Consider the following 22,723-nt stretch of genomic DNA (forward strand, 5'->3'; position numbering starts at 1 on the left):
AGATGACCAAATTTGGCTTGCGCACGGGTTGCGCCATTCTCGCGTTGAGCATCGCCGCGCAGTCGCCGGCCTGGGCCCAGACCGCCCCCACCACGCCGCCTGCGGCCACGCCCCCGGCCGATGCAGTTCCGGCTGATACAGTCCCGGAAGCATCCGCACCCGACGCCGCCGCGCCTGACGCCGGCGGCGACATCATCGTCACCGGCTCCGCCCGCCAGCAGCGTCGCTTCGACGTCTCCTACGCGGTCAACTCGCTCAGCAACGCCGACATCCAGAAGCTAGCGCCGATCAACTTCGCCGACCTGCTCGGCAAATTGCCCGGCTTCGCGGTCGAGAACACCGGCGGTGAGGTTCAGAACATCATCCGCCTGCGCGGCCTGCCGAGCGACGGTGGCCTCGTCACCTTCCAGCAGGACGGACTGCCGATGTTCCACGAGAATGACGGCAATTTCTTCCGCGGCGACAGCATCAACCGGTTCGACCTGATGACGCAGCGCGTCGAGGTCGTGCGCGGCGGCCCTGCCCCGGTTTATGCGAGCTATGCCGCGGCGATCGTCAACAACATCACCGTATCGGGCACCGATACGACGCGCGGCAAGGCACAGGTCACGCTCGGCGATACCGGGCTGTACCGGCTCGACGCGTACCAGGCGGGCCCGATTGACGACTCGACCTATTACGCGATCGGCGGGTTCCTGCGTCGCCACGACGGCTACCGCGACAACGGCTTCCCCAACGATCGCGGCGGCCAGGTCCGCGCCAATATCAAGCACGACTTCAGCAACGGATCGCTGCGCGTGTCCGGCAATTACCTGAACGACCACAACGTGTTCTATTTGCCGATCCCGACCGCCGACCCGCGCGATCCGAGCAAGTCGCTCAACCAGTATATCGATTTCTTCAGCGGCACGATGAACTCGCCCGCGCTGCGCAACGCGAACATCCGTTTCCGCGAGGCCGACGGCACGACGCGCAACGTCGACGCCGATCTCGGCAATGGTCGTCACACGCAGTTCGGCAATGTCGGCGTGCAGTACGACGCGGACTATGACGGCTGGAAGGTCGCGGCGAAGGGCGGCGTCAGCGTCGGCAAGCTCCATTTCAACGCGCTGTATTCGACCAGCAATCCCTCGGACGCCAACGCCTATGCCGCCAGCAACCTCGGTGCGGCACGGACCGCGTTCGGCGCGGGCGTGACCCGGCTCGGCTATGCGATCGCGGGCACCAACGGCGCCGAAGTCTATGACCCCAACGCCGCCTCCGGCCTCGTCGTCCCCGCGCAGTTCCGCGACGTCGTCTCGAAATATTATTCGACGCAAGGGGACCTGAGCGTCACGCGCTCGATCGCGACCGGGTTCGGCACGCACGATCTCCGCGTCGGCGTGTACGGCAGCCTGTACGGCGAGACCAACGAGGTCGCGTATCAGGACTATCTGCTCGAGGTGAAAGGCAAGCCGCGGACGCTCGATCTGATCGCGTACAACGCCGCGGGCCAGGCGGTCGGTTCGATCACCGACAACGGCGTGCTGCGCTATACGACCACGCTCAACCGCGGCAACACCGACGCCAAGATGTACGCGCTCTACGCCAACGACACCTGGGAACTGACGAAGGGCCTGACGCTCGACGGCGGTGTCCGCCACGAACGGTACAGCTTCAACGGCTATGCCTTCGCGACCACCTCCGCCAACCTCGGCAATCCTAACACGCTCGCCGACAACGCGGTCCGCGCATTCACCGGGCAGATCATCAATTCCAAGCTGAGCCCGAGCATCACCAACTGGACGGGCGGAATCAACTACGACGTCACGCAGCATCTCGGCGCCTATGCCCGCGCGTCGCATCTCGAAACGCCGCCGTCGACGCAGGTGACGTATCAGATCAACCCGACGATCATCACGTCGAAGGCGAACCAGTATGAGGTCGGGCTGAAGGCAGCATTCGGCCGGTCGTATCTGTACCTGATCGGCTTCTATACGCGCTATAATCCGCTCAATGCGTCGTTCGTCGCGCTCGACCCGGTCACCGGCCGCAACGACCAGTCGGTGCCGTTCGTCGGCAAGGCCGAGATCAAGGGCATCGAGATCGACGGGAACCTCGCGCTGCCCTACGGTTTCGCGGTGACCGGCGCGCTGACGATCAGCGATCCGCAGTATAAAAGCCTCGTCAACGCCAACGGCGCGAGTGCGGGCGACGTCGAGGGCAACCAGATTGTCCGCGAGCCGAAGGTCTATGGCAATATCCGCCCCTCGGTCGACTTCGACGTCGCGGGCAACTCGGTGCAGCTGTACGGCCGCTACGAATATACCGGCAAACGCTATGTCGACTTCTTCAACAACACTGCCCTGCCTTCGTATCAGACGGTCGGCGCTGGGCTCACGCTGACGCACGACACGTGGCAGATGCAGGTCGTCGGCGACAATCTGTTCAACGCGAAGGGCCTGACCGAGGGCAACACGCGCACCGATCAGTTGAGCGGCCAAGGTACCGCGGATGCGATCTACGGCCGCCCGATCTTCGGTCGCAACGTCCGCCTCGTGGTCAGCAAGTCCTGGTGACGGGCTTGCGTTTGATACTCGCGGCGTTGGCGATGACGGCGGCGGCTCCGGTGTGGGCGGAAACGTCCGCACCGGTGGCGGTTAGCGATACGGTCGTCGACACCTTGTCGGAGCGGCTGTTTCCGATGCTCGGCGCGCTGGGGCGGTTGCCGGCTGGCGCGCTCGATACGCGGGCGCGACGGATTGCCGCGTGCGGTGGCGTACCCGCCTGCGTGATTGAGGCGACGATCTGGACCGATCAGGACCGGGCGATGGTCGTCGCCAGTCTGTCCAAGAATGGCGCGCGGCCGAAGTCCAATGCCGACCTGCCAGTGGCGGCCGGCATCGATCAGGAGCTTGAGGCACTGAACGTCGTCCTCCGGGTCTACGGCCTCGGCTTGCCCGGACGCTACCCGAAGATCGACGGACCGATCTTCGCCACCGACACGCCGTTCTTCACCGACAGCGTGAAGGTCGCGATCGATACCGCGCGCGCCGCGTCCGATGCGCCGCCCGCGACCATCGTGGCCAGCGTGCGGTTGGCTGTGGCGTTGCTCGATGCCAACGATGCGACGGCGGCGACGCGGTTCGAACCGCTCGACCAGCGCGAGAATGCAGGCGCACGCACACTTGCCGCGCGGACCGATTGGAAGGCGTTCCGCTACTCGCTGCTGATCGTCCCCGGCGTCGGTCCTGAAGATACGAGCACTAAACTCAGCCCGCGCAGCAAGCTCCACGCGCTGCTGGCGGCGCAACGCTATCGCCAGGGTCTCGCACCGTTCATCCTCGTCTCGGGCAGCGCGGTGCATCCGCGCGGCACGCGGTTCGTCGAAGCCGTCGAGATCCGCCGCGCCCTGATCGAGCGCTACGGCATCCCCGCCGACCGCGTCATCCTCGAGCCCTACGCCCGGCATACGACCACCAACCTGCGCAACGCGACGCGGCGGATGGTGGCGCTGGGCATCCCGCTCGATCGGCCGACGCTGATCGTGACCGACGCCGAGCAGAGCAAATACATCGAAAGCCAGACCTTCACCGACCGCAACCGCACGGAACTGGGCTATCTGCCTGGGACCGTTGGGCGGCGCCTGTCAGCGTACGACCTGGAATTTCAACCGTCGCGGCTATCCCTACGACAAGATCCGCGCGATCCTCTCGATCCATGAGCGAATATTTCAGACGCCCGATCCCGGTAAACACCACCCCCAGTTCCACCCCGGCGAAGGCCGGGGCCCAATTGGGGGACGGCCGTAACCGGGGATTGTGCTCCGTTACGTCGACCTTTCCAATTGGGCCCCGGCCTTCGCCGGGGTGGTTGAAATATCCGCTGCTTCTCGTGCTGTTGGCGACCCCAGCCGCCCTCACCGCACAAGAATCCCCCGCAGACCTAGTCGACCCCTTCGTCGGCACGCTCGCCGACTTCGGCCAACTCTCCCCCGCTGCCGTGGCCCCGTTCGGCATGATGCAGCTCGGCCCCGACACCAGCCCCGCCAACCACGCCGGCTACGACCATGGCGCGACCACATTGCTCGGCTTCTCGCACACCCGCGGCGTCGGGGTCGGCTGCGGCGGCGCAGGCGGCGACCTGATGATCTCGCTGCGCTATGCTGGCCAGACCGGCCCGGCGCTGATCGACAAGCCCAGCGAAACCGCGCGCCGGGACGTACCGCGTCCGCTACGACGGCGGCATCCTGGCCGAGATGGCAGCAACGCGGGGGCTGGCGTACTTCGCTTCACCTTGCCCCGCACCGGCGCGGTCGACCTGCGGATCGACCCGCGACACAGCTATTCGAAGCGCCTCGCCGCCAGCTGGGGCAGCCTCGCCAGCGACGACCTCCGCGCCGATCTGGTCGCAGGCACGGTCTGCGATCAGGGCGCCTATCATCTCCACACCGCCAGCCGCATCCTCGTCAACGGACGGCCGATCCACCAAAGGCCGACCACCGACCAGAACGATCTGGCGACGCTGCACATCGCCGGCAAAGCGGGCGACGCAATCGAAATCCGTACCGGCCTGTCTACCGTCGACGGACGCGGCGCGGCATCGGTTCGCGACACGGAAGTCGGCAACAAGTCCCTCGCCGCCGTCGCAGGCGAAACGCGCAGCGCCTGGAACCGCATCCTCGGCCGCGTCGTGCCGAGCGGCTCGCGAGACCAGCGTGCGCTGTTCTACACCTCGCTCTACCACGTCATGGAAACCCCGGTCGCGATCGACGATCCCGACGGCCGCCACCGCGACAATAGCGGCACTGTGCAGACCTCGCCAAAGGGCCAGACGCGCTACGCCAACTGGTCGCTATGGGACAATTACCGCACCCAGATGCCGCTGCTCGCGCTGCTCCAGCCCGAGCGCAGCGCCGATATCGCGCAGTCGCTGGTCGCCCTGTACGCTGGTGGCAAGCCGCAATGGTCGACGCCCAATGAGCCGTTCCTGACGGTCCGCACCGAACATGCCGGGATCGCGCTGCTCGACATGCACCGCAAGGGCATCGCGTTCGACGCGGACGCCGCGCTGGCGGGAATGGCGGCGGACAGCGACACGCTCAAGCGCGGCACGCCGGACGAGCAGATCGAAGCCGCGTATGACGATTGGGCGACCGCCGAACTCGCACGCGATCTCGGTCGCACCGACCTCGCGAAGACGTTCACCGCCAAGGCACAAAGCTACCGCCCGATGTGGCGATCGGTGTTCCAGACGCCGGGCGCGGATGGCGACGTGGTCAAGGCACGCGGGCTGTATCAGGGCACCTTGTGGCAATATCGCTGGGCGCCGATCTTCGACCTGCCTTGGATGACGCAAACGGTCGGGCGCGATCGACTGCTCGGCGAACTGCATCATTTCTTCGATGCCGGGCTGTTCAACATGACCAACGAGCCCGACATTCAGGTGCCCTGGATGTTCGCCGCGCTAGGCCAGCCGCAGCCGACCGCCGACCTCGTCCAGACGATCCTGACCAAGCCGATCGCGCACCCCTATACCAACAGCGGCAAGCTGCCGGTCCCGTTCGTCGGGCGCAGCTTCGCGCTGTCGCCGCAGGGGTTCGCCGACGGGATGGACGACGATGCCGGCGGGATGACCGCGTGGTACGTGTTCGCAACGCTCGGCCTGTATCCGCTGGTGCCGGGCGAGCCGTGGTACGTCGTGACGACCCCGGCGTTCGTGCAAAGCTCGATCGATCTCGGCAACGGCCGCACGCTGACGATCCAGCGCGCCGGCCCGGTAGACGGCCTGATCGCGCAGGCCAACCTGAACGGACGGACCCTCCCGCACTTTCGCGTCCGGCACGCGGACCTGCTCCGCGGCGGCACGCTGGACATCACGACCGTCCAAAATGTCCCGCAACTGCAAGACACCGGCGCTAAGACCCCGAAGGATGGAGCAAGCCGCCGCCGCTAGAGTTGCCACGGACGTCGTCGATCGCCCGGTCCACCGGGCACGGCTGGTCGGCTATGCGAGCGGAAACTTCGGCAAGAACGTCCTCGCCTCGACGATGGACTTCTTCCTGCTGTTCGTTCTGACCGAACGCTGGGGCGTGTCCCCCGCCGCAGCCGGCCTGGTGGTGATGGTCGGCCTGGTGTGGGACGGCCTGTGCGATCCGCTGCTTGGTCGACTGGTCGATCGTTCCGCAGACCGACTCGGTCTGTATCGCCGGCTGCTGTTCGTCGGCGCGCCCGTCGTCGGCGTATTTTTCGCGGTGTTCTTCGTCGATCCGGGCTGGCGCGGGACGGCGATCCTCGTCTGGGCGCTCGCGATCGTGCTGCTGTTCCGCACCGCCTATTCGGTCTGCGACGTCGCGCACAACGCGCTGATGATGCGGATGGCGCGATCGCCAAGTGCAGCGACCACGGTGTCGGGACTGCGCTACATGTTCAGTTGCCTCGGCGCGCTCACGGTCGCGCATTTTGCGCGGACATTCGTCGACCCGGCGCGCGCCGGTGGTGGCCATGCCCTCCTCGTCGTCACCGGGTGTGCGGCGCTGACCTATGTCGCGACCTTGTGGGTTTCGGCCGCTGCCGCACCGCGATCGCCGGTCGTGCCGGACATATCCGCCCCTCGCGCGCCGCTCGCCTGGGTTCTCGGCAACCGGCCATTGCTGCTGTTGCTCGCGCTTGGCTTCGCGCAGGCGCTGACGCTGCCCTTTTTCGCCCGATCCTTCGCCTATATCGGTAAAGGCATCGTCCATGATGCGAGCTGGACCGGCACGGCGCTGACAACCCTCGCGCTCTCGCAACTCGTCGCGCTGCCCGGCTGGATGAGCATCGCCCGGCGTATCGGGCAAACCCCCGTGCTTGCTCTCGCGCTGACCACGACCGCCGCCGGCTTGGCGCTGTTCGCGACCGGGTCGGCATCGACGATCGCCGGCGTCGCGCTGTTCGGCGTCGGCAATGCGGGGTTGCAGATGATGATCTGGGCGTCGCTCGCCGACGCGATCGATCACGGAGACCGCCAGACCGGCATGCGCTTCGAAGGGCTTCCGGTCGCGTTGCTGTTGCTGACGCTGAAATCGGGCGGTGGGCTTAGCGGTGCGCTACTCGGGCATGGCCTGTCGCGGATCGGCTGGACCATCGCCACGCCGCTCACTGAAGCGCAGGGTGCTCGGCTGATGACGATGGCGTGGTCGGTGCCGCTGTCGGGCGCAGCTTTGTGCTTTGCATTGGTCCTGGGTCTGAGTCGCTGGAGCCGGGCGTCGGATCGATAGGCACAGGCAAGACGTCCCTTCGGTCGATGTTGACGGCCGATACGGACCCTTTAGACCGATGACATGGGGATGGAGAGGGAACGATCGTCCGAACCGGGCGACAGGACGACGATCCTGCGGGCATTGGTGGAGAAATATAGCCGTCCGCTCAGCCGCTATTTCAATCGCCGCGTGTCGACACCGCACGACGTTCCCGATCTCGTGCAGGAGGTGTTCCTCCGCCTCAGCCGGTTGACCGACCCCAACGACATCCGCCAGCGCGACAGCTTCATCTTCGTGACGGCGGCCAATGTCCTGAAGGATCAGGCGCGACGCGATCAGGTGCGCGGCGCGGGACTGTCGGATCCGATCGACGATTTTTCACTCGAAGGTTCGGACTTTTCCCCCGACCGCGTCTTGGAAAGCAGGCAGGTCGCCGATGCGCTGCGCCGTGCGCTGGCCGAATTGCCCGAGCGCACGCGCGACGTGTTCGTGCTGCGGATGCTGGAGGGACTGAAGATGGCCGATGTCGCGCATGCCATGGCCATCTCGACTCGCGCCGCCGAAAAGCATCAGGCGCGCGCGCTCGCGCATGTCGCGGACCGTCTGAAGGACTGGCGCGCGTGAACGGTCGCGTGATGATCGAGGCTGCCGAATGGGTCGAGCGTCTGGATGCGGCATCGGATGATTCGACGCGCGCGCAGTTCGACCATTGGCACGCGCAGCCGGGTCACAAGGTCGCATACGACGCGGTCGTCGACGCGCGCGACGCGAGCGCGGCGCTGGCGGATCATCCCGACATGCTCGCGCTGCGCCATGCCACGGTGGCGCGTGTCGCACTGGCCCGTGCGCCCAGGGCTCCGCGCCGGACCGCGCCCTGGTTGCTGGCGGCGGCGGCCTGTGCCGCGGTGGTCGCGCCGCTGGCGTGGCTGCGGCTGGCCGACGATGGTGCGCCGGCGAGCCGGATCGCAAGCGCCCCGACCTATCGCACCGCAACGGGCCAGCGCCTGATGGTGACGCTGACCGACGGATCGCGGCTGACGCTCGACACCGACAGCCGGGTCCGCGTCGCGTATAGCGATTCCGAACGGCGGCTCGTGCTCGAACGCGGCCAGGCGCTGTTCGAGGTGGCCAAGCACCAGCCCCGACCGTTCGTCGTTTTCGCGGGATCGCACGCGGTCACCGCGCATGGCACCGCGTTCGACGTGAGGCTCGATCCGGGCACCGTACAGGTCGCGCTGGTCGAGGGATTGGTGAGCGTCGCGACCAGCGGCGGCCAGGTCAGGCCCGTCAAGATGGTGCCCGACGACGTTCTGACCGCCTCCGCCACCGGCATATCGGTGCGCCATGTGCCCGGCATGGCGCTGGCGCTGTCGAGCTGGAGCGAGGGGCGGCTCGTGTTCGAGGATACGAGCCTGCGCCACGCGGTCGCCGAGATGAATCGCTATGGCACGCCGCAGATCGCGATCGCCGACGCCAGCGCCGGTGCGGTCCGGATCAGCGGATCGTTCCGGACCGGTGACGTCCAGCCGTTCCTCGATGCGCTGGAATTGGGCTTTCCGGTGACGGTCGATCGCCGCGCCGATGGCCGCATCACGATCGCGACGAAAAAATACCGCTGAAAACGGATCGAACAGGTTCGGTATTTTCGGAGCGTTGCGTCTTTACCTTCAGATCGACCCCGGCAGAGGGATCGCACGTACAGGGAGGATTGCATGACATCCACAGGCAGGACCGTGCTGATGCGCGGCATGATGATGACCGCATTGGTGTTCGGCGCAGGCGGCATCCCGATCGGCGCGACCGCGCAGGCCGCGGTCGGCGTTCGCATCGCCCGGCAGGACATGAGCACCGCGCTGCTCGCCTTTTCACGCCAGAGCGGCAAGCAGATCCTGTTCGCGCCCACCCTCGTCCGCGGCAAGACCGCGCGCGCGGTGAACGGCCGGATGGCGGTCGGCGATGCGCTCACGACGATCCTGAAGGGCTCAGGCCTCGACCACCGGCTGACGCCGAGCGGCGCGTACCTGATCGTCGCGGCGCAGGAGCAGGCGGGCGCGATCCCCGCAGCGGCGCAGACCGAGCCGGCTCAGCCCGCTCCCGATCCGTCGCCCGCGCAGGCTGCGCCCGAGGAACCCGCCGCGGACATCGTCGTGATCGGCACCGCGGGCGGCGGCACGCGGCGGCAGAGTGCGGCGTTCGCGGTCACCACGATCGACAGCACGATGGCGCAGCGTCTCGGCACCGCCAGCACCGCCGAGGTGCTGCGCGCCGTACCGGGCGTCAGCACCGAAAGCTCGGGCGGCAAGACCGGCGCGAACATCTTCGTCCGCGGCTATCCGTCGGGCGGCGATGCGGAATACGTCACCTTCCAGACGCAGGGCGTGCCGTTCTTCCCGCCGCCGACGCTGTCGTTTCTCGAGAACACGCAGCTGATCCGGATCGACGAGACGATCCAGCGCGTCGAGGCGGTCCGCGGCGGCACCGGCGCACTGTTCTCGAACGGACAGCCGGGCCTGACCGTCAACCTCGTCCAGCGCGAGGGCAAGCAGACGCCGGCCGGATTGCTCAAGCTCAGCGGCACCGATTTCGGCGAGTTCCGCGTCGACAGCTATGTCTCGGGCCCGATCGACGACAGCACGACCTACATGGTCGGCGGCTATTACTCGACCTCGCGCGGCATCCGCGATGCGCAGTTCGAGGCAGAGCGCGGCGGTCAGATCACCGGCAATATCCGGCATGACTTCGACAAGGGCTCGATCCTGCTGTTCGGCCGCTATCTCGACGATCGCGGCCAGTGGCTGCTGCCGATCCCAGTCGTCCAGGACGGCAACAAGATCCGCGAATATCCCGGCTTCGATGCCGGCACCGGCACGTTGGTCGGCCGCGACACGCGGATCGGCGTGCGCAACGACGGCAGCCGCGTCGATCTGGCGGACGGCCGCAGCGCGAAGACCTATAATCTCGGCGGCAATTTCGACTACGACCTCGGCAGCGGCATCACCATCCGCGATCGCGGCAGCTGGATGGAGGGCGATGCCAATACGATCGGGCTGGTCCCCGGCGGCACCCCGCCGATCACCGCCGCCGCCTATGCTGCCGGTAAGGGCGGCACAATCGGATCGCTCACCTACGTCACCGGCGGTGCCACGGCATCGCCCAACACCGCGGTCGTCGAGGCCGGGCTGTGGAGCGTCGAGAAGCATATCCAGGCGTTCGTCAACGATTTCGCGCTGGCGTGGAAGTCGGGCGGCAACACGCTGACCGGCGGCATCTATTACACACGCTACAAGTCGCGCGACCGGTGGAATCTCGGCAACAGCATGCTGCTCACCGCCGAACCCAATGCACGCCGGCTCAACCTGACGCTGGCGGACGGCCGGATCGTCACGCGCGACGGCTTTTCGGGCGGTTCGACGTTCAAGGTCAACGCGCGCTACACCGGCGAGGACGTCGCTGGCTATGCGGTCGACGAGTTGCAGATAACCGAAAAGCTGCGCGTCGATGGCGGCGTCCGCTATCAGCACCACTCGGTCGACGGCACGCTTGAGAACCTCGCCGGCACGGTCCCGGCGGCGGGCGCTGACGGTAATCCGCTGACGCTGTACGACAATGGCGATGCGCAGTTGAACGGCACCTTCCGGACGATCCGCTACCGCGGCGATGCCTGGTCGTGGACCGGCGGCGTCAATTACGATCTGACGCGAGAGATCGGCGCGTTCGTCCGCTACAGCCGCGGCAACAGCTTCCCGTTCTTCGACAATCTGCGCGACGGCATCGACGTCGCACCGCAGGTCGACAGCTATGAGGGCGGCGTGAAGGTCTCGACCGGCATCGCCCACCTGTACGCGACGGTGTTCCACAACACTTTCGACGGGCTAGCGACGACGGTCATCACCAGCGGCGCACCGATCGCGTCGGTTGGCGGTGCCAAGGCGACCGGCGTCGAGTTCGAGGGGCAGTTGCGACCGTTCGGCGGCTTCACGCTCAGCGGATCGGCGACCTATCTCGACGCGAAATACCGTGATTTCTTCACCGATGGCGGCCTGACCGACCTGACCGGCAACCGGGTCCAGCGGCAGCCGAAATGGCAGTGGCGCGTCACCCCCGCCTATGATCTGAACCTCGGTGGCGACGCCAAGGCCGGCGTGTATGCGACGATCGGCTATGTCGGCGACCGGTTCTCCGACGTCCAGAACGCGCAGGTCCTGCCGAGCTATTACAAGCTCGATGCAGGCGCCACACTCGATCTGACTCCGCAGATCCAGTTCCAGGTGATCGGCGACAATCTGACCGACGAGATCGGGCTGACCGAGGGTAACCCGCGGACGCTCGGATCGCAGGGCAGCGGCACGATCCTCGCCCGGCCGATCGTCGGTCGTTCGATCCGGTTCGGCGCCGCGTTCAAGTTCTGATCGGCACTACGGCAAATTCTGATAAGCGCTCCGGCGATCGATCCCGCCACGTCGGCGGGATCGATCGCTCTACCGGGATGATCGCACGTGATGAAGACTATCAGCCGTTTTGCCGTGTTGGCCTCGGTCGCCGCGGTGGCGCCCGCGCAGTCTGGTCCGGCCCCCGCGCGCCTTTCCTCCACCGCGATCCGATCGCCGGCGGACCTGTACGGGCCGCTGTTCCAGGCCGTGCAGCAGGGTCATGTCTTCGCGGACGGCAAGACGTTCGTCGATGCAATACCCAAGCGCGCTGCCGATGCGATAATGGCGGACTATGCGCAGGCCAAGCCCAAAGGCCCCGCGCTGAAGGCGTTTATCCTCGCCAATTTCATCGTCCCCGGCGAGAATGATCGCGGTTCCGGCGATCTTCGGTCGCATGTCCGCACGCTCTGGCCGCAACTCGTGCGCCAGCCCGCCGCGCCGGTCGCGGGCAGTTCCGCGCTGCCGCTCCCTGCGCCTTATGTCGTGCCCGGCGGGCGCTTCCGGGAAATCTATTACTGGGACAGCTATTTCACGATGCTCGGGCTGAAGGTCGACGGCCAGCAGCCGCTCGTCGAGACGATGCTCGACGATTTCACCAGCCTGATTGAGCGATACGGCCATATCCCGAACGGCACGCGAACCTATTATCTCAGCCGCTCGCAGCCGCCCTATTACGCGATGATGCTTGATCTCTCGACCAACACCGACCCTGCGGTGGCGAAGCGTCGGCTGGCGGCCCTGCGCGCGGAACACGCGTTCTGGATGAAGGGTGAGACCTGCGTCGCCGGCAAACCCGCTTGCCTGCGCGTGGTGCGGATGCCCGACGGCAGCGTGCTCAACCGCTATTACGACGACCGCGATACGCCGCGCGACGAATCCTATGCCGAGGACGTCGCGACCGCGGCGAAGGCTGCACCCCGCCCTGCCGCCGACACCCAGCGCAATCTTCGTGCCGGTGCGGAAAGCGGATGGGATTTCAGCTCGCGCTGGTTGCGCGACCCGCAATCGCTGACGACGATCCACACCACCGACATCGTACCCGTCGATCTCAACAGTCTTTTATGGGTGATGGAGCGTCGGATCGCCGCACGCTGCCAAACCGCGGGCGACACGCCGTGCGCCACCGCGTTCACGACGATGGCGACCAAGCGCAAGACGGCAATCGACCGCTATCTCTGGCAAGCGACGACCGCGCGCTATGCCGACTGGGACCTGTCGACCCGCAAGCCCACCGCCAGCATCAATGCCGCGATGCTCGAGCCGCTATTCGTCGGGCTCGCCTCGCCGATTCAGGCGAAGGCGGTCGCGGCGACCGTGCGCCGGTCACTGGTCGCCGAAGGCGGAGTGCGCACCACGACGCTGAAGACCGGCCAGCAATGGGACGAACCCAATGGCTGGGCGCCGCTGCAATGGGTCGCGATCGCCGGGCTCGATGCGAATGGCGAACCGGCCCTCGCCAAGGACATCGCGCGGCGCTGGATCGGCACGGTCGGCGCAGCCTATGCCGAAACCGGCAAGATGCTCGAGAAGTATAATATCGAGCAGCGCACCCTCGGCGGCGGCGGCGAGTATCCGGTGCAGGACGGCTTCGGCTGGACCAACGGCGTCGCCAGCGCGATCCTCGATCGCTATCCCGATCTCGCGCGCCCAGCGGGATAACTACGTCCGAAATTCGGCTCCAAAAAATCGCAGCGCAGTCTTGATGCGGCGATCGGGTGAATTATCTTCGCCAACGCCGGACGCGATCGGTCCGGTGACTGAGGGCACCGGCTCTCCCGGTGCTCCTTATGCTCAGATTGCTCATGTGGAGGATTTGGATATGAGGACGAACTTCGATTTTACGCCGTATCGCCGGTCCACTGTCGGTTTTGACCGGCTGTTCGACCTGCTGGAGGCGACTGCGCGAACCGAGACGGTCGACGGCTATCCGCCGTTCGACATCGAACGTGAGAGCGAGGACAGCTATCGGATCACGCTCGCCGTGGCTGGGTTCAGCCCCGACGACATCGAGATCGTCGCGCAAAACAACCAGCTGACCGTCAGCGGACGCAAGCCCGATGATCGCGACGAGGGCCGTTTCGTCCATCGCGGCATCGCCACGCGCGCGTTCGAGCGACGCTTTCAACTGGCCGATTTCGTCCAGGTACAGGGCGCGAGCTTTGACAATGGGTTGTTGCGTATTGCGCTTAAGCGTGAGGTTCCGGAGGCGATGAAGCCACGGCGGATCGAGATTGCCGGCAGCGCGGCCAACGATCGCAACGCCGGCGACACCGCGGTACGCATCGAAGAACACCAGGCGGACCGCAGCGCCGCCTGAGTTTCACGACCTTCAACGCGGTTGCCGGCAACGATGCTGGCAACCGCTTTCTTTGCCTGCGATGCGGCTTGTCAGGTCTACGTCGCTTCAGGCGGCACTCTTAACTGCCTACGACCCGTCACGTCCCTTGGTACGCGCGCCCCAAAGCAAGGGCATCAGCGTGGCGGTGGGAGCCTGACGTGGATATCGGCTGCGGATGGCACGACGTGGCGCGCCCGCGACGACATCCGCAGCCAGCCACCGCGCACGACGACCAGCGCAACCGCCGCGGCAACCACGGCTAGCCCCAGTTCGATCTTGCGGAGCGTGTCGCGGTTGCGGTCGTCGGTGTTCCACAAGCCTTCCCATTCCTCCTCGGACCGTGGCTCGTAATGAGCTTCGTCGAACGCCGTGTCGTAATCGCTGTGATCCATCATACGCGGCCTCCCTCCGCGGGGGTGCGATCGTCGCCGACCAACATTTCGACCGGGGTATCGCCGATCGGGCCGGGCGACTGATCCTCGTCGGTATGCGCGAACAGCCAGCGGCCAAGCAGTCCAGCGACCGCGGCGCCGGTCAGCGGTGCGAGCCAGAACAGCCAGAGCTGCGACAGCGCCCAGCCGCCAACGAACAGAGCGGGGCCGGTGCTGCGCGCGGGATTGACCGACGTGTTGTCGATCGGGATCGAAATCAGGTGGATAAGCGTCAGCGCGAGGCCGATCGACAGCGGCGCGAAGGCCGCCGGTGAGCGCTCGTCGGTGGCGCCGAGGATGACGGTCAGGAAGCCGGCCGTGAGGATTGCTTCGCTGAGGAACGCGGTCGCGGCGCTGTAGCCGCCTGGCGAATGGGCGCCATAGCCGTTGGCGGCGAACCCGCTGGCGACGAGATCGAACCCGCCGGTGCCGGACGCCAGCGCAGCGAGCGCGGCGCTGCCGAGGATGCCGCCGATGACCTGCGCTGCGACATAACCGGGAAGGTCGCGCGCTGGAAAGCGGCCGGCAACCGTCAAGCCGACGCTGACCGCTGGATTGAAATGGCCGCCGGAGATGAAGCCGACGGCAAATGCCATCGTGAAAACGGTAAGACCGAAAGCAAGAGCGACGCCGGCCATCCCAATCGTGCCGGGAACGCCGCTACCTGCGGCGAGGACAGCAGCCCCGCATCCGCCCAGTACCAGCCAGAACGTGCCGATGGCTTCCGCGGCAAGTCGGCGCGCGGTGGCGATCGGGCGTGGCCTAGGCGGACCGTCGGTCTTGCCGACGGTCGGACGATAGATGGCTTCGGTCATCCCCTGACACCTCGTACAGGACGCGTTATTGCGCATCTCTGATGGTCGAAAATACCGGTGGGCGTGCCAGGCACGCCCACCGGCTACGCGGTTACTTGCCGCGGAGCGTGTTGATCAGCGCGATGCCGAGGACGCCGGCAACCGCTGCTGCGGTGAACGGACGCTCCTTCGAGAACTGGCGGACATAGTCGACCAGCGGACGGATGTTCTCTTCGACGACGTCCTTGGCCTGGCCGACGGTCTTCTGGACCGTGCCGCCGAGCTGATCCGCAACGCCTTCGCTCTTCAGCGACGTGTCGCCGGTCGCGGTGCCGAGCGCTTCCTTGGCCTTGCCGCCGAAATCGGTTGCTGCGCCTGCGAGGGTGTCGGTGTTCACATGAATTCTCCTTGGTTGATGATGGGGTTAATGAAGGGTTTGAAAACTTCGATCAGAGATGCTTCGATCGGGGACGAGGCGTGTCGGTAACGTCGGTGGCGTCGTTACGATCCGCGAACGATCCGGATACCGAACGATTCATCGCGTCCGATCATCGCATCATAGCGGCGATGCCGGGTCGCTCAGAATGCCGCAGGCCGCGGCGGCCTTGCCGACTTCGAGCGGAACCTTGGGGTCCTTGACCTGGCTGGACACGCGGATGAAATCGCTCGCGGTCAAGCGGCCCGGTGTTGTGTCGCCTTCACGCGATGCCTTGGCGGCACGACCGAGCTGCTGGAGCTGGCCAAGCGACAGGTTCGCCTCGAGCCGGTCGCCGACGCACTGCGACTGAGCCGGCTGGAAACCATAGCCCTCCAGCGAGGTCGCGATCTTGGCCGACGGATTGACGCACGCCGCCAACGATAGCGCGCCGATGCCAATGGTGAGAACGCCTGCGACGCGGATGAAACTACGATGCTGAACCATGATAAGCCCCTGTCTTCGGGCACCATGCGGCTTTGCTCCGACCGGACGCAAAACCCATATTTCCCAGACGCATAACCAGCGTGCGGCCGGATGTATCCCAGGTAACCATGCACTATGCGCTTGTGACGTTTATACTATCGGCGCCCCATGCAAACGCTCAAGCGGCCGCGTCGTCGGCATGGGTCCGCGGCATGCCGATCACGCCAATCGCCTTGCCTATCCTCTTATTGCCAGCGGTGCGCGACAGCCGGTCAGCCCACTACTTTGCTCAGAATCCGCGATAACTGCTCGACCGAATAGGGTTTGTGCAGCAGCTCGAACCCGTGCGTACCGTCCTGCGCCAGCACGTTGCTGTAGCCCGAGGTCAGCACCACCGGCAGCGTCGGGTAGCGGTCGCGGATCACCTTGCCCAATTCGATGCCGTTCATTCCAGGCATCACTACGTCCGAAAAGACGATATCGAACCGTGTCGCGTCGACCGCGAGTTCGGCAAGCGCCTCCTGAGCGTCCGCCGCCCAGACCGTCACGTACCCGAGTTCGGCGAGTGACTGCGTCGTGAAGGTCCCGACTTCGCTGTTGTCCTCGACCACGAGCACGCACGTGCCATGGCCATCGGCAAGGCCCTCGCCCACATCGTCGACCTCGGCCGGCGCGCCCTGATCGACCTGGGGAAGATACAGCGTGAAGACCGTGCCCCGGCCGACCTCGCTCTCGACCGTGATGTCGCCACCCGATTGCTTGGCGAATCCGAAGACCTGGCTAAGGCCCAGTCCGGTCCCCTGCCCAACCCCCTTGGTCGTGAAGAACGGCTCGAAGATACGCTCAAGCTTGTCGGGTTCGATTCCCGAACCGCTGTCGGCCATTGCGATGGCGATAAAACGCCCCTCGACCGCCGGGTGCGAGCGGACCGCCGGAATGAGCCCCGCCGATCGTACCGTGATATCGATCCGCCCGGCCCCCTCCATCGCGTCGCGCGCGTTGACCGCCATATTCACCAACGCGGTATCGAGCTGGCTGGGGTCGACATTCGTGAAGCACGGCGTGTCGGGAAGATCGATGGCGATGACGATCCGCGACCCCGTCAGCGTGCCGAGCATGTCGGAGATCACGCGCAGACTCTGTCCGACGTCGATCACTTCAGGCTGCAACGCCTGCCGGCGTGCGAATGCGAGCAACTGCCCGGTCAGCTTTGCCGCACGGTCCGCGGTATCGGAGATCGCATCGATATACCGCTCGCGTCGCTCGGCGCTGAGATCGGGGCGTTTCAGGAGGTCGGTGGCGGAGCGGATCACCGTGAGAAGATTGTTGAAATCATGCGCAACGCCGCCAGTCAGCTGGCCGACCGCTTCCATCTTCTGCGACTGGCGCAACGCGTCTTCCGCGGTCTGCAATTCGCTCGTCCGCGCCGCGACCTGCTGCTCGAGCGAAGCGGCGAGCATACTCAGGGCGTGTTCGGAGCGGCGGCGCTCGGTAGCGATCCGCGTCCGTTCGGCGACCTCGCGAATGAACTCAACCTCGTCCGGTCGCCAGCGCCGAGCGCCGGCAGACGCGATGTACAGCATCGCCACGAGACGGCCATTCTCCATGACCGGCATGTTGATGATCGCCCGCGCGTCGAGTGCTTCGAGCGCGGTTGCGGTCGTGACGGTCCTCGGATCGGTCCGCGCATCCTCCACGCACACTTCTTCGCCGCGTTTCAGATCGTCAATGTACGAACCATAGGCGCGTAGCGCGAACGTCCCCGTCAACGGCGCGACATTGGGCGCACTCCAGTCACGAACGATCGTCACCGTCTCCGCCGCCAAGTCGATCTCGCCAAAGCCGGCGCGACTTGCCTCCAGCGTTTTGCCGATGATCCGCGCCGCGGCGAATGCGATGTCCTCAGGCTGGTCGGTATCGCGAAAGACGTCCCCCAGTTCGACGAGCCCGGCGCGCATGATCTCGTCGCGCTTATGCTCGGTGATATCGGTCGACACCCCGGCGATCCGCAACGCCTCGCCCTTGGCATCGTAGAAGGGCTGACCGCGTGACGCGATCCAGCGCACCTCACCGTCCTGCCGGTAGATACGGTAGATCACGTCATAATCATTGCCCTCGGCGATGCAGCGACGAACCTCCGCCGCGCTTTTTTCCCGATCGTCGGGATGGATCGCCTGTAGCCGCTCATCATAGGTGAAGGGCTGATCGATCGGACGCCCAAAGATCTCCTTGCAGGTTTCCGATGCGATCAGCTGGCGGCTGACGATGTCGAGCGTCCAGGTGCCGAACCGTGCCGCCTTCAGCGTGAACGCCAGTTCGCGCTCCTGCTCCTTTTGCAGCCGCAGTCGATCGGTCAGTTCCGCCATGAGCGACGCGTTGCTGACTTCCAGACCGTGCAGCCTCTCGCGCTCGATCGTCACATCGACCTGGCTGGCGAAGAAATACGCCAGCACGCCCTCGGTGTCGTAGACCGGCGCCATCAGCAGCCGGTTCCAGAAAAGCTCTCCGTCCTTGCGCTGATTGCGAATGTCGATCTCGATCGACTCGACACGCCGCACCGCATCTCGGATTTTGGCGACCGTCGCGGGATCGGTTGCCGGCCCCTGCAGGAACCGGCAGTTGCGCCCCAGAATCTCCTCACGCGTATACCCGCTCAACCGGCAGAAGGCGTTATTGGCGAACACCACGGGATTGTCGGGAAGACGCGGATTGGTGATGATCATCGGCATCCGAGTCGCGCGCACCGCCGCGACGAACGGATCGGTCCCGACATCCTGCCCCAGTACCTCGGCAGCAATGCGCTCGGCATCGGCAGTCATTTTCGGCACGCCCTGGACGGCGCTGTCGGTCGTATCGGTCAAGGCCGCCTCGATTGTCGCTAAGTCCCTGACATCTAGGCCCGCCCCGGGATCGCCGCAACGTCGGAACGGCGGCGATACGACAGGTCAGGTACGGCTTCGCAGCCAGGCGGCACGCGCGGCGTCATAGTGTTCGCGCGCTGCATCGCGCGCGGCGACGGCTTCCTTCATCCCGACGTCCTGCATGCGCTCGAGCGCGCGACGACGGCGGGCAAGGTCGGCCTCTTCCTGTTCGATCGACCTGATGGCCAGACGATACTCGGTTTCAAGCGACGCCAGCGCGTCATCCGCGGCGTCCAGTGCATCGCGTTTGGGTTTGGGTAATGGCTTGGGTGAAGGCTTGGGCTTGGGTGAAGGTTTGGGCTTCGGACCCGACTTCGACGGTGTCGGTTCCTGCGGTCCGGTGCGACGTGCCTGCGGTGTCTCCACCTCGACTGCCAGATTTTCCGCGCCCGTCCCCCGCGCGCTTGATGACCGTGCCCGGCGCCGCAAGCGGTTCCGCCGTCAGCGCGTCATCCGTGACCTGCTCGGCGATACCGCGCGCGAACAGATCCTTGTCGCTACCCCATGCGGCCAGGGCCGCCTTCTGACTGGCGGCGGCGACATACGCGTCGTGGAACCCCGCCACGGTACGATAGACTTTCAGCTTTTGTGCGCGGGCCATGCTGCGGTGTTAGCACTCGACACCGCGTCATCGCTACGCTGCGAGCGCGTAGCGACGGCAATGCTCCAGATATCCCGCTTCGTGCGCACCGGCGAGCGAGACCACGCTGTCCCACAACCAGGTCGGGGCGTCGATCGCACCGCGCCGATCGGCCTCCAGCATCGCCAGCCAGCGCTGCCGGGTCGCGTCGTCCATTTGCCGGGCATGGGCCTTGCCGACCACGAAGGCGAGATAACGGCCAGCCTTGATCGCCTCGCCGTGGCTGAACTGATCGACTTCGATCTTCAGGTCCTGGGGCGCGAGTTCGCGAATGAAGAACGATCGGCCTAGCATCCGTACCGGGATCATTCGGGCACCAAGATACGGTGACAGCGCACGGGCGGCGGCGGCGACCCGTTCCGCATTATCCGCTGGCATGGGATTGGCGGACGTCAACGACTGCGCCGCCCGAGGCGCGATCGGCGCGACCGCTTCCTTCAGGTCGACGATCGCATAGCTCGACCGACCCTTGGCGGACTTTAGTTCGAGGATCGCGGCAAAGCGCAGCAGGCCCAGCGAACTGCACCCCTTCATCCAATACGCGGCGTCGACCAGCCGGATCGCGCGCCGCCGCCCTTATCCTTGCGATCGAGCGACAGGATCATCCGGGCGACGGCGGGATCGTCGAACACCGCGGTCAACGCCGCGCGCTCGTCATCCGCCAACGCCCAGAATTTACGACCGAGCGGGATCTGTGGCTCGATCGCTTCGAGCCGTTCCTTCGCAAGGTGACGCCAACGTCGTCCGAGCGCGCGTTTGCGAACGCTGCGAACGGCGTCGGGTTCGGGACCGGTATCGTCCGTCTTCGGATCGTCGATCGCGGCGGCATAGCCCTCAACCATCGCCGCGATCATCCGAGCGGTCGTCACGCCTGGCAGATCGGAGCCACGCGCCGCCGTCGCCAGCGACAGGCCGAGACGGATCAGGTCGTGGGCCGGATTGCCGATCACCGCCTGATCCAGATCGCGGACCTGAACCTCGACCTGCCCGTCCGCCGACGCGATCGGGCCTAGATTACCGAGATGGCAATCGCCGCAGATCCAGATCGCCGGGCCGGTGGGAACGCGTCGGGCGACCGGCGACGCGGCTAGCCATTCGTAGAATTGTGCGGTGTTGCCGCGCACATAGGCATGCGCCGAACGCGCCATCTTGCGGGTCCGGTTTCCTTCGAGAACGGCCCGACGATCGGCGGCGGCGGGCATTGGCTTCGGCATTACGGTAAAATCCATTTCAGCGGCGACGAAGACAGAACGTCTAGCGCGCAAAACCGACACCGATACTGACCTGTATTTATACGTTTCCCGCCATCCACCCGCCATCCAAACGCGTTGCCGCGCGTTCGGCACCGCAGAGACGCTTGATAGAGGATTGTCGTTGCTGAATTTTCTGGTGGCCGAAAGCGAAACTGCCGACGAGCGCGAGGCGCGTCGGCGGCATGCGGGCAAGAGTTCGGGTGAGACCTATGCCGCGACGTTGCGCCAGATCCGGCCCGGTGCCGCGATCACCATCGTCGCCCCCGCCGATGACGATGCGCGGGTTTTCGACGCGGGCGAACTGCGCGCGTTCGACGCGGTGTTCATCACCGGATCGCCGATGCACGTCTATGACGACACCCCCGAAGTCCGCCGCCAGATCGCGTTCATGCGCACCGTCTTTGCGTCGCACACACCGTCGTTCGGATCTTGCGCCGGGTTGCAGATCGCGGTTGCCGCGGCCGGGGGCAAGGTTCGCAAGATGCCCGAACGGCTCGAAGCGGGGATCGCGCGCCGCATCACGCCGACGGCAGCCGGGCAGGACCATCCCTTGCTCGCCGGCCGACCCGCGTGTTGGGACGCGCCGGCGATCCATGGCGACGAAGTCGAGACGCTTCCCGCCGATGCGATCCTGCTCGCGAGCAATGCGGTGACGACCGTCCAGGCCGCGGAGATCCGCCATGACGGCGGGACCTTCTGGGGGTGCAATATCATCCCGAACTGGCACCGGGCGAGATCGCCGTGGCGCTACGTCGGCAGTCGGCGGACATCGTCGAACTTGGCCTTGCCGAAAATGAAGCGGAGGTCGAGCGGCAGGCGGCGCTGCTCGATGCGCTCCACGACGACCCCGAACGGCCCGCGCTATGGTGGGCACTGGGGATCGATCGCGCCTTCGCCGAGGAAGCGAGCCGTCGCACGGAGCTCGTCAATTTCCTCGAGCATCTCGCCGAACGCTGAGCGCGACCGCGCACGGGTTCGGGCCGGTAGAAATCGCACCGGCTGACGTGACGAGACCTTTGCGGGGTTGCCTCCAGCGGCGACGGCGGCATGGATAGGCCGATGACTGGTACACCCGAGATCACCATCCATCACCAGGGCGTCGAGCGCCACCCGCTGATCGTCATCGACGATTTCTGGCCCGATCCGGAAGCGTTGCGCGAGGATGCGGCGAGCCTGCGCATGGGCAGCATCGGACCACATTATCCTGGCATCCGCGCCACGGTGCCGCCGCGCCTGGCGGACACGATGCGCCGCAGGATCGCGCCGTTGCTCGCCGAGCATTTCGGCCTCGATCCCGCGCCGGCGATTTCGGAAGCCTATTATTCGCTCGTCACCACCGCACCTGCCGATCTCGCGCCGATCCAACGCCTGCCGCATTTCGATGGGGTCGAACCACGCCGGATCGCGGTGCTGCTGTTCCTCGGTCACGGCGACCAAGGCGGGACGGCGTTCTACCGCCAGCGCGCCACGGGGTATGAAAGCGTCGACGGCCCGCGGCTCGATCGGTTCCGGGCGACGCTCGACGCCGACGTGCGAACGCATGGCCTGCCCGATGCGGCGTATATCGCCGGTGATACACCGATGTACGAACGGATTGCGGTACAGCCGGCCGTCTTCAACCGCGCGCTCGTCTATGCGGGAAACACGCTGCACTGCGCGTATCTGCCGCCTGAGGTCGTACTGAGTGCGGATCCGCTGGCGGGGCGGCTGACCCTGAACCTGTTCCTGTTCGACGACTGATCGCGGCGTCGCTTGCGCTGCCCGCGGCACCGACGCTGCCGTGAATACGTATGCTG

General features: G+C 66.0%; 20 protein-coding genes. 12 read left to right on the top strand and 8 right to left on the bottom strand.

Translation table 11 applies throughout. The annotated features are described in order from the left end of the window. Positions 1–2: 2 nt before the first annotated feature. The 9 genes from QP181_RS09115 (at position 3) to QP181_RS09155 (ending at position 13,966) form a co-directional block, all read left to right on the top strand. A complete protein-coding gene (locus tag QP181_RS09115) occupies positions 3–2,558 on the top strand; it encodes a TonB-dependent receptor (RefSeq protein ID WP_333928329.1) in 2,556 nt (851 codons plus the stop codon). 5 nt (positions 2,559–2,563) lie between these two features. Next, a complete protein-coding gene (locus QP181_RS09120; protein ID WP_277984450.1) occupies positions 2,564–3,703 on the top strand; it encodes a YdcF family protein in 1,140 nt (379 codons plus the stop codon). Between the two features lie 176 nt (positions 3,704–3,879). Further along, a complete protein-coding gene (locus QP181_RS09125; RefSeq protein WP_333928330.1) occupies positions 3,880–5,934 on the top strand; it encodes a glycoside hydrolase domain-containing protein in 2,055 nt (684 codons plus the stop codon). Beyond that, positions 5,912–7,237 (top strand): MFS transporter, encoded by a 1,326-nt coding sequence (locus QP181_RS09130; protein ID WP_333928331.1) that lies wholly within the window; start codon positions 5,912–5,914, stop codon positions 7,235–7,237. The genes QP181_RS09125 and QP181_RS09130 overlap by 23 nt, the downstream gene beginning before the upstream one ends. Before the next feature lie 63 nt (positions 7,238–7,300). Continuing rightward, positions 7,301–7,843 (top strand): RNA polymerase sigma factor, encoded by a 543-nt coding sequence (locus QP181_RS09135; protein WP_333928332.1) that lies wholly within the window; start codon positions 7,301–7,303, stop codon positions 7,841–7,843. Then, entirely contained in the window at positions 7,840–8,838 is a 999-nt protein-coding gene (locus QP181_RS09140; RefSeq protein WP_333928333.1) for a FecR family protein, read from the top strand. The genes QP181_RS09135 and QP181_RS09140 overlap by 4 nt, the downstream gene beginning before the upstream one ends. Before the next feature lie 93 nt (positions 8,839–8,931). Beyond that, positions 8,932–11,628 carry a TonB-dependent receptor domain-containing protein gene (locus QP181_RS09145; protein ID WP_333928334.1) on the top strand — a complete coding sequence of 899 codons (2,697 nt, stop codon included), beginning with the start codon at positions 8,932–8,934 and terminating at the stop codon, positions 11,626–11,628. Between the two features lie 90 nt (positions 11,629–11,718). Further along, entirely contained in the window at positions 11,719–13,308 is a 1,590-nt protein-coding gene (treF, locus tag QP181_RS09150) for an alpha,alpha-trehalase TreF (RefSeq protein WP_333928335.1), read from the top strand. Positions 13,309–13,468: 160 nt separating this feature from the next. Continuing rightward, complete coding sequence (locus tag QP181_RS09155; protein WP_333929604.1) at positions 13,469–13,966, top strand: Hsp20 family protein; 498 nt, start codon at positions 13,469–13,471, stop codon at positions 13,964–13,966. Between the two features lie 155 nt (positions 13,967–14,121). Here the strand turns inward: QP181_RS09155 and QP181_RS09160 are convergent, their stop codons facing one another. From QP181_RS09160 to QP181_RS09180, 5 genes are all read right to left on the bottom strand, one after another. Next, entirely contained in the window at positions 14,122–14,379 is a 258-nt protein-coding gene (locus QP181_RS09160; protein WP_333928336.1) for a hypothetical protein, read from the bottom strand. Beyond that, the gene (gene aqpZ, locus QP181_RS09165; protein ID WP_443027533.1) at positions 14,379–15,233 is read right to left on the bottom strand and encodes an aquaporin Z; all 855 of its coding nucleotides are present in this window, start codon (positions 15,231–15,233) and stop codon (positions 14,379–14,381) included. Before aqpZ ends, QP181_RS09160 begins: the two co-directional genes overlap by 1 nt. Before the next feature lie 91 nt (positions 15,234–15,324). Continuing rightward, positions 15,325–15,609, bottom strand: coding sequence for a CsbD family protein (locus QP181_RS09170; RefSeq protein ID WP_132741579.1), 285 nt, complete (start codon positions 15,607–15,609; stop codon positions 15,325–15,327). A 159-nt stretch (positions 15,610–15,768) separates the two neighbouring features. Next, entirely contained in the window at positions 15,769–16,134 is a 366-nt protein-coding gene (locus tag QP181_RS09175) for a hypothetical protein (protein WP_333928337.1), read from the bottom strand. A 251-nt stretch (positions 16,135–16,385) separates the two neighbouring features. After that, positions 16,386–18,974: a PAS domain-containing protein gene (locus QP181_RS09180; protein WP_243643461.1), complete on the bottom strand. Its 2,589-nt coding sequence runs from the start codon at positions 18,972–18,974 to the stop codon at positions 16,386–16,388. A 126-nt stretch (positions 18,975–19,100) separates the two neighbouring features. On the opposite strand from QP181_RS09180, the gene QP181_RS09185 reads away from it, so the two are divergent. Further along, complete coding sequence (locus QP181_RS09185) at positions 19,101–19,295, top strand: hypothetical protein (RefSeq protein WP_333928338.1); 195 nt, start codon at positions 19,101–19,103, stop codon at positions 19,293–19,295. Here QP181_RS09185 and QP181_RS09190 read toward each other — a convergent pair. Genes QP181_RS09190 through QP181_RS09200 form a run of 3 tightly spaced genes read right to left on the bottom strand, consistent with a single transcriptional unit; the run spans position 19,255 to position 20,903 of the window. Next, positions 19,255–19,635, bottom strand: a complete 381-nt coding sequence (locus tag QP181_RS09190; protein ID WP_333928339.1) for a hypothetical protein — start codon at positions 19,633–19,635, stop codon at positions 19,255–19,257. The genes QP181_RS09185 and QP181_RS09190 overlap by 41 nt on opposite strands. 33 nt (positions 19,636–19,668) lie before the next feature. After that, on the bottom strand, positions 19,669–20,208 hold the full coding sequence (locus QP181_RS09195; RefSeq protein WP_333928340.1) for a DUF2252 family protein: 540 nt from the start codon (positions 20,206–20,208) through the stop codon (positions 19,669–19,671). Then, complete coding sequence (locus QP181_RS09200; RefSeq protein ID WP_333928341.1) at positions 20,205–20,903, bottom strand: DUF2252 family protein; 699 nt, start codon at positions 20,901–20,903, stop codon at positions 20,205–20,207. The genes QP181_RS09195 and QP181_RS09200 overlap by 4 nt, the downstream gene beginning before the upstream one ends. A 145-nt stretch (positions 20,904–21,048) precedes the next feature. Between QP181_RS09200 and QP181_RS09205 the strand changes: the two genes are divergently transcribed. Both QP181_RS09205 and QP181_RS09210 read left to right on the top strand, forming a co-directional pair. Then, positions 21,049–21,930: a type 1 glutamine amidotransferase gene (locus tag QP181_RS09205; RefSeq protein WP_333928342.1), complete on the top strand. Its 882-nt coding sequence runs from the start codon at positions 21,049–21,051 to the stop codon at positions 21,928–21,930. Between the two features lie 56 nt (positions 21,931–21,986). After that, positions 21,987–22,667 carry a DUF6445 family protein gene (locus tag QP181_RS09210; protein WP_333928343.1) on the top strand — a complete coding sequence of 227 codons (681 nt, stop codon included), beginning with the start codon at positions 21,987–21,989 and terminating at the stop codon, positions 22,665–22,667. Positions 22,668–22,723: the final 56 nt, after the last annotated feature.

The organism is Sphingomonas sp. LR55 (assembly GCF_036856015.1).
Classification (GTDB): Bacteria; Pseudomonadota; Alphaproteobacteria; order Sphingomonadales; family Sphingomonadaceae; genus Sphingomonas.

Bases quoted from the DNA above. Each gene is read 5' to 3' on its own strand.
- QP181_RS09200 (WP_333928341.1), bottom strand. From the start codon at position 20,903: ATGGATTTTACCGTAATGCCGAAGCCAATGCCCGCCGCCGCCGATCGT.
- QP181_RS09155 (WP_333929604.1), top strand. From the start codon at position 13,469: ATGAGGACGAACTTCGATTTTACGCCGTATCGCCGGTCCACTGTCGGT.
- QP181_RS09175 (WP_333928337.1), bottom strand. From the start codon at position 16,134: ATGGTTCAGCATCGTAGTTTCATCCGCGTCGCAGGCGTTCTCACCATT.
- QP181_RS09135 (WP_333928332.1), top strand. From the start codon at position 7,301: ATGGGGATGGAGAGGGAACGATCGTCCGAACCGGGCGACAGGACGACG.
- aqpZ (WP_443027533.1), bottom strand. From the start codon at position 15,233: ATGACCGAAGCCATCTATCGTCCGACCGTCGGCAAGACCGACGGTCCG.
- QP181_RS09160 (WP_333928336.1), bottom strand. From the start codon at position 14,379: ATGGATCACAGCGATTACGACACGGCGTTCGACGAAGCTCATTACGAG.
- QP181_RS09210 (WP_333928343.1), top strand. From the start codon at position 21,987: ATGACTGGTACACCCGAGATCACCATCCATCACCAGGGCGTCGAGCGC.
- QP181_RS09115 (WP_333928329.1), top strand. From the start codon at position 3: ATGACCAAATTTGGCTTGCGCACGGGTTGCGCCATTCTCGCGTTGAGC.
- QP181_RS09190 (WP_333928339.1), bottom strand. From the start codon at position 19,635: ATGGCCCGCGCACAAAAGCTGAAAGTCTATCGTACCGTGGCGGGGTTC.
- QP181_RS09145 (WP_333928334.1), top strand. From the start codon at position 8,932: ATGACATCCACAGGCAGGACCGTGCTGATGCGCGGCATGATGATGACC.
- treF (WP_333928335.1), top strand. From the start codon at position 11,719: ATGAAGACTATCAGCCGTTTTGCCGTGTTGGCCTCGGTCGCCGCGGTG.
- QP181_RS09130 (WP_333928331.1), top strand. From the start codon at position 5,912: ATGGAGCAAGCCGCCGCCGCTAGAGTTGCCACGGACGTCGTCGATCGC.
- QP181_RS09195 (WP_333928340.1), bottom strand. From the start codon at position 20,208: ATGAAGGGGTGCAGTTCGCTGGGCCTGCTGCGCTTTGCCGCGATCCTC.